This window comes from Tardiphaga sp. (genome assembly GCF_044340795.1).
GTDB lineage: Bacteria > Pseudomonadota > Alphaproteobacteria > Rhizobiales > Xanthobacteraceae > Tardiphaga.
This window is the reverse complement of record NZ_JBIISY010000292.1, coordinates 1-6,793: the sequence shown is the minus strand read 5'-3', so window position 1 is coordinate 6,793 and position 6,793 is coordinate 1. Positions and strand designations below refer to the sequence as shown.

Annotated in this window: 4 protein-coding genes; 1 reads left to right on the top strand and 3 read right to left on the bottom strand. The window is 60.7% G+C overall.

The features are described from left to right. Positions 1-1,598 (bottom strand): DNA/RNA non-specific endonuclease (locus ACIQ17_RS29160; protein ID WP_398472910.1); only part of this gene is annotated, 1,598 nt, incomplete at its 3' end. Between the two features lie 454 nt (positions 1,599-2,052). On the opposite strand from ACIQ17_RS29160, the gene ACIQ17_RS29155 reads away from it, so the two are divergent. Continuing rightward, positions 2,053-3,771: a toll/interleukin-1 receptor domain-containing protein gene (locus ACIQ17_RS29155; RefSeq protein ID WP_398472909.1), complete on the top strand. Its 1,719-nt coding sequence runs from the start codon at positions 2,053-2,055 to the stop codon at positions 3,769-3,771. Positions 3,772-3,984: 213 nt separating this feature from the next. Here the strand turns inward: ACIQ17_RS29155 and ACIQ17_RS29150 are convergent, their stop codons facing one another. Both ACIQ17_RS29150 and ACIQ17_RS29145 read right to left on the bottom strand, forming a co-directional pair. Beyond that, positions 3,985-4,776, bottom strand: coding sequence for a hypothetical protein (locus ACIQ17_RS29150; protein WP_398472908.1), 792 nt, complete (start codon positions 4,774-4,776; stop codon positions 3,985-3,987). 173 nt (positions 4,777-4,949) lie between these two features. After that, on the bottom strand, positions 4,950-6,509 hold the full coding sequence (locus ACIQ17_RS29145) for a trypsin-like peptidase domain-containing protein (RefSeq protein ID WP_398472911.1): 1,560 nt from the start codon (positions 6,507-6,509) through the stop codon (positions 4,950-4,952). Positions 6,510-6,793: the final 284 nt, after the last annotated feature.

The window sequence follows — 6,793 nt, the reverse complement described above, 5'->3', positions numbered from 1 at the left end:
ATCATCGCCACGAGCTTCCAGAATTCCATGGGCACGCGGATATTGTCCTCTTCGAGCACCGGATCATCATCGCCGAACACCGGCGCGGTGAACACGCATGCCTTGAAGCGGTGGGTCCGCGCGCTGTCGAGGATGAGATTTTCGAGACCCTGCCAGAGCTGCTTACCCTGGTTTAGGCGCGCGTGCTGCGGAGCCGCGTTGACATAGTGGAACGTGTCGCCGTCCGCGATTGCAGCGTCATTGCCCCAGTTCGGATCCTCGCGACGCACCATATGGCCACGATCGATCTCGGCGTCCTTGAACGCCTTCTGCCCGTGCTGAAATTGTTTGTCGATGCGACCGTCGAAAAACCAGCGGTCGTTACCGCGTTTGATGCGCACTGAATTCTCGCCGTCGATATTCACTGCGGTCATCACCGGGAGTTTCAAGGTGGTGGAGAACTTGACGCCGAAATGGGTGTAGCGTAGCTCGTGCGGGCGCCCCTTCTCGGCGTCTGAAGGCTTGGCCAGTGTTTCCTCGATGCTGGATGGCAGTTCCGGCCAAGGCGTGGCGAAGCCAAGAAAATCCGGATCAAAGCCGCCGCGCTTGGACAGATCCTTTGCCGTGTGAAGCCCGTCGGCTACTCCTTCGACATCTCCGCCGCCGATCGCTGCGCCGCCGACCGTCACCAGCGAGCCGCGGATTAATTGCTTGATCGTACCGACGCCGACGGCACTGTTGGCGACGCCATATGTACCGGCAAAATGTAGCCCGACGGCCTTGTTTTGCTCCAAGCTCAGCAGCACGGAGCCGGAACTGCCACCGAGTGAAGTGCAATCATGGCTCAGCACGGACTCTGCAGTCGTCTTGATGATCAGACCGGGTGCGAAGCGCTTAATGTCGTAAAGATCGGCGAAATAGCGGTGCATCGCCGCGGCGTCGTTGCGCGGATCGAAGGCCGGGTAACCGATCAGCGCAACGCGCTCTTCGTGAACCGCCTCGCGATCCGCGAGCGGGATGGGGACCGGCATCACGAAGCCGGCGTCATCGGCCGGTTTGACTTTCAACAGCGCCATATCGGCCGCCAAATCGGTGGCGAGATACACGACTTCAAGCACCCGCGCGACCCGTGCATGTTGCGTAGTCGCTCGCACTTCCTCATTGAAGTCGAGCTGCGCCCCGTAGCGGATGCCGGTTACGGGAGAACGCATGAAGATGGTCTGGCCCTGGGCGTTGCGCTTGGCCACCAGTGCGGCGACATGGCGATTGGTTAGAACGAGATGGCCATCGGCCTTGCTGTCAACGACCCAGCCGGTGCCTCCCCAGGCCATGCTGTGATTGATGAATTCGATGCGGCCGACCGACGGGATGAATTTCTCGCTGGCTTTGATCAGCGCGTCCGTTCCGGCCCGGAGATCATCTAGCGGCTGCATCACCACGGTGTTGTCACGCACCAGCATCGGCGGGCGTCCGGTGAGCCTGACGATGGCCTCGTAGCCAGCGAGTTGATCGGTGGTCATGCCGACCGATTCCAGCTGGCTCGACCGCGCCTGCGTGGCGTCCTCGACCTGCTTCTTCGATAAGCCGAAACGTTCAGGATCAATGCGGCCTTCCTCCACCGCCCGCACGGCGGCTGCAGCCATTCCAGGCCTCGATGCGATCAATTGTTCGAGGCGCTCTTGCGATCCTGTCGGCATGGTGCCCTCCCTCGCAGACGTTTCGTTGTCACCGCTGAGAATTCGTCACAGTCGAGAATGTCGAGCTTGAGAGTTTAACAGTCGAGATTGCGCTATTGAAAATATGTGCCAGCCGGAACCGAAGCTTGAGACCGACGCTCATCGAAGCCAGTGCGCTTTTGACACTGACGCTCGATTGACACGACGCCATCGCTGCCGGCGTCCATTGCCAGTAAAGTTACGCGCGTGCTTGGACAATGAATTCGAGTTGTGAACTGCATCGATCTAGTCACCAGCGACGAAGGTAGTCAACACAACAATTAAAAATTATAGGTTGAATTAATGGTGAGCCCGGTCGCTCCGGTCATATCGCCGTAGCACTCCCGCGAGGAATCCGATGTCCGTGCCGACCGCGTCCGATCCCGGTTCTGCATCGTCGAGGAAGCTGAAGGTCTTTCTCTCCTATTCGCGCAAGGATAGCGCCTTCGCGGAGGACCCGTTAGCCGCCCTCGAGCTTGGCGGCTTTGATGCCTATCTCGACAAGCAGGACATCGCGCCCGCCGAACCCTGGGAAGCCCGGTTGGCGAACCTAATCCGTCTTGCAGATACAGTGGTGTTCATCATCTCGCCGAACTCGCTTGCGTCTTCGCACTGCAATTGGGAAGTCGAGGAAACAACGCGTTGCGGCAAGCGCCTTATCCCGCTCATATTCGCGCCGGTGCCGGATGAGGACGTGCACCCGCAACTGAAGCGGCTGAACTACGTCCAGTTCGCAAGTGAGCCGTTCCTGAAATCCGTTGGTGAACTGGCGCGCGCCCTGCGGGCCGATGCCGGCTGGATCAGGGAGCATACGCGCTATGGCGAACTTGCGATCCGCTGGGCCGAGCGCAATAGGCCGGATGCCTTGTTGCTCCGTGGTAGCGATCTCGACGACGCCAAACGATGGGCGATCAAGCGGCCTGGGGATGCGCCCGAAATTTCGGCCGGCCAGCAATCCTATATCGAGGCGAGCTCACGGGCGGCCGATAATGAATTATCGGCCAAGGCCAGCCTGCGTTCGCGCGTGCTGGCCGGCCTGCTAGCCGCATCTGCCGCATTTGCGCTGCTTGCTGCAGCATCAATCGTTCTGTGGCGCATGACAGCGGCTGCGGAGGCACAACTTGCCGCCAAGAATACCGAGCTCGACGCGGCCAATGCGCGCCTTAAGCGAAAGCTCGCTCTCCGCGTCTCGCCGCTGGGCTATATGCCCTATGACGTGCCCGCCGGCTGGTTCCAGATCGCCACAGGCTATACGAGTGCGGTGGCGTTTGTCGAACAGCGCAGCAAGCCCGGCCAGATCACAGCGTCCGGCGTGTTGCGCAAGGGCAAGCTGCTCGATCCGGCCTGGAGCGATCGACCTGTCTTTGTCACGGCGAGCTATGTGATTGGAAATCAGCGTCAGTTCATATCGGCGCTGGATCCGGCCGAAGTCGACATCGTGATGCTCGGTCCCGGCAGTGAACGGCAGAAGACACGCCTCGGCATCCTTCTCTGGCAGTCCGACAGTCTCGGTGTGTCGGTGTCGAGCGTCGAGGGCAACCTCCCGGCGTATGCAGAGCCGATCAAATCCGCCAATGCAGCGCCGTCGGCGCTTGCCAATCTCGATCGGCTCACAGTGGAGCAGGTGAAAGCCTCGTTTGACGACCGAGCCATGCTGCAATCCAAAAAGGACCCGCGCCCGATCGTATTTATTGGCAACCTTCAGGGACGCAATGAAGTCGCCGTTTCGATCAGCCATCTGTTCGGTGCCTTGGAGGATTGGGAGCCCGAAGCTGCCAAGGCGATTCCGAATTTTTTGTCACCGACGGGACAGGCGATTCGGAGCGCCCCGCAGCGGATCAACGATCAGGTACGGCCTGATCTCGTCTACACCCATGGCACCCTGCCCGGCAGCGGCGGCTCTCCGCTATTCGATGCCGAGACCGGCGATCTGATCGGCATTCATCTGATGAGCTATCCATGCGTGCAGCCGGTCGCACCGGATCGGCGCTGCGAGGCGTCCGGAACCTCGTTCCCTCGTCTGCTCGCGGCGATCCGCAACAGCCGTGAACCGACGGATACACGAAGGCCGCGCTGAGAAGCGAGAATCGGAACACACAATGCAGAACAGAACCAGCTGATGGTCGAAGAGCCATCTGCGCGGATCTCGCGCCTCACATGCGCGCCGCATTTCGCGACGCGCCCGGCTTCTGGGAGATCGCCGTCGTGAGGCTTGCTGCCGCGACGCAAATTACCGTTACTTGCAACGCCCTTTAAACAATGCACACGCAGCTATGCCGCCTTCGTCGTCTCAGGGTTTTGGCAGCGCACCGAGGTCCGGAAGCGTGCGGACATATGACGCCACGTGGGCCGCCAGCTTCTTCTCGACTTCCTCACGGATACCGGCAAGGACCCTGGCATTGATGGATACCTTGCCCTCGAAGTGCCTCAGCGTATCCTTGTTGGAATGGATCTTGAAAACCAGGACCTGCGTGAGCGTCGCGTGGGCCTCCAGCCCGAAGGCCATCAGCGTCACGAAGAAACCGCCTTTCTGGTCGGGCTCCGCCACGGAAACCTGGAAGCGCGCCGTCTGCCCGCTCTGGCTTTCGCGATTGAAGATCGTGATCCAGGGACTGTCGGACTTCATCTTCTGCAATGATCCGAGCGTGGCCTTGACCACGGCGAGCGCGCCGGATGCGGGGCCGAGCAACGATGTGGCAAGCTCGATGATGGCCTCATGCGCCTCGAAGCCAATGCCCTCGCGGATGTAGGTTGCGAACTGCTCGCTCTGGACTACCCACCCGATCTGCTTCAGGACCTCGAAATATTCCTTGTACCAGTCATAGATCCGGGCGGAGTCCGGCACCTTCACCTTGGCGACGAGCTGTGCAAGCAGCACCGAATTGATCAGATCCTGGCGCTGCTCGGCAGTCACGCCGCTGACGAAGGAGATGACGTCAGATCCGACGATCGCGGCCTGATCCTTGATGTCCGACAGAGTGTCCTTTGCCGGTGCTTCAGGCGCGGCTTCCCTCCCGGGCAGCGGCGGCAGCGGCGCAGCCTCGACGAATTGCAGTGCTTTGGAAACATGATGGTCGCTCATTCCCGCCTCCCCTCCTGGTATCGACAGTGTTGAATCGGCAAATCGGCATCGACAAAGTCGCCTGAACGTCTCTTCACAGTCCGAGAGCCGAGCCTGTCACCCGGCGTAGTTGGCGCCCAGGCCGGCGCGCTTTGGCTTCAGAGCGGCGAAAGCATGGATCTCAAGCGGATGGTCTAGAAGATGAATTCCAGTCCCTTCTCAGCCGCGAGCGCCTCGGAAATGCTGGCGAGCGAGATGCCTTCGTTGGCCTTGTATGTCCCGATGGCAGCATTCAGCTTCCGGGTTTCGGCGCTGCCGCTGTGATGGAGGGCGACCGCCTTCCACTGATTGTGGATGAAGACCGGACTGCCCGAACTGCCCCTCTCCGTCGGGGTAGTATAGTGGACGAGAACCACGCCGGCCTCGCGCGGACGCCCGGCCGTTGGTCCCTCGTGATCGAGCAGCCGATTGTCCTCAAATGAAAAGGCGAGTTCGTTACCGCGCGGATGGCCGATGATATAGATCCGGGTGCCGGAGTTTGCGTCCGGCAATGCCCTCCGTAGCGGGATCGGCTTGATGCCTGCGGGACAGTTCCTGATCTTGAGGATGGTCGCATCATGCCGGGCGGGCGGCGACGTCCAGACGATGCTTTCGATCGCATAGGTTTCGTCCGGATCGTGCCCCTCGAACCGCACGCAGGCCTCGTTGATGGACGGAATCGCCGGCCGAGACGGATCGCCAATGACATGGGCGTTGGTGAGTACGTAAAAGCCAGCATTCACACCGCTTTCTATGTTTCTCAGCTCAATGAGAAATCCGGTCCCCATCCGCACCGGACGGCCGATCTCGTTCGGCGCGCAGATCGCGGCCACGGACTGCGCCCGGGTTCGTCCCAAATTCCACCATCCGATGCCGACTGGCGCGGCATCGCCAAAGGTTTTTTGCAGATCGTCCCTGCCGTCCTGCAGTCGCAACGCATCGGGCGCCGGTTGCTGGGCGATCTCCGCCGCCTTCACCTCGATCGGCTTGGATTCGCCATCGCCTGACCAGTTCAGAAGCCTCTCGCGCAACAGGGCCAGCATGTTCGACACCATCGGCGGCGACCGTGCCCCGTCCAGTGCCCACACCTCGGAGAGCTGCCGCAGATGGCTCTCTACGTAAAACGGCTCCCTGGCGGCATCGAGGAATCCCTTCAGCCGCTTGGCAGCGTCCGGCCAGTTCCGAGCGCCCAGTTCGGCCTCCACATAAGTGGCGTGCCACCAAGGAATCGCCTCTTCGGCGACCTCATCAAGGATCAGCTTCAGCGCTACGGAAAACGCAACCGGATCGGACATCGGATCCGATGCATCGACGGGTACGCCCAGATTTCGCGCCACCGTCAGCAGCGCCGCGATGTTGCCACCATGCCAGTAGGCCTTGGCCGGATCGTAGCGATACGCCTCCATATAAGCGGCGATGGCTTCTTCCAGATAAGGGCGTGCGCGGCTGGATGCCTGATCCGGTGTGTCGAGAAAGATCTGCTTCGCGCAGCGCCCGATCAACCCCTGCAGTTCGAACCAGTCATCACTGCCCGGTCGCACGAGCGACCGCGCCGCCTGCAAGACGTCACGCGCAGCGAAGGGCATGCTGCGATTGACCAGCGACTGTGCGAGGTGCACAACGTTGCGGACATTGCCTGGGTCGTAAAGTCGTAGACGATCGGAGATGATGCCGAGTTCGTCATACCAGGTCCGGTCTCGCGCCTCTTTGGCCATGTCGCGCGCAGCGGCAACGGCAATATCGAATTGAGGTCCGACGGCTTCGAGAGCAAACAGCGCGTCCAACCGTCTTGCCTGAAATTTCTGCTTGTCGGGGTCCGAGGCCATTGTCGCTGCACCGGAAGATGACTGGTTTGCAACTTGATTGGAAGGAAGCAACGAGGTCGGCTCTGTGGTTGTAATATTGCACAACAATCACCTTCGGTATAGCGGTCGATATCGAAATTGTTGCGACCCGGACATAGCCATTGCGTCGATGTCCGCATCGCAGCCCGGCGAGG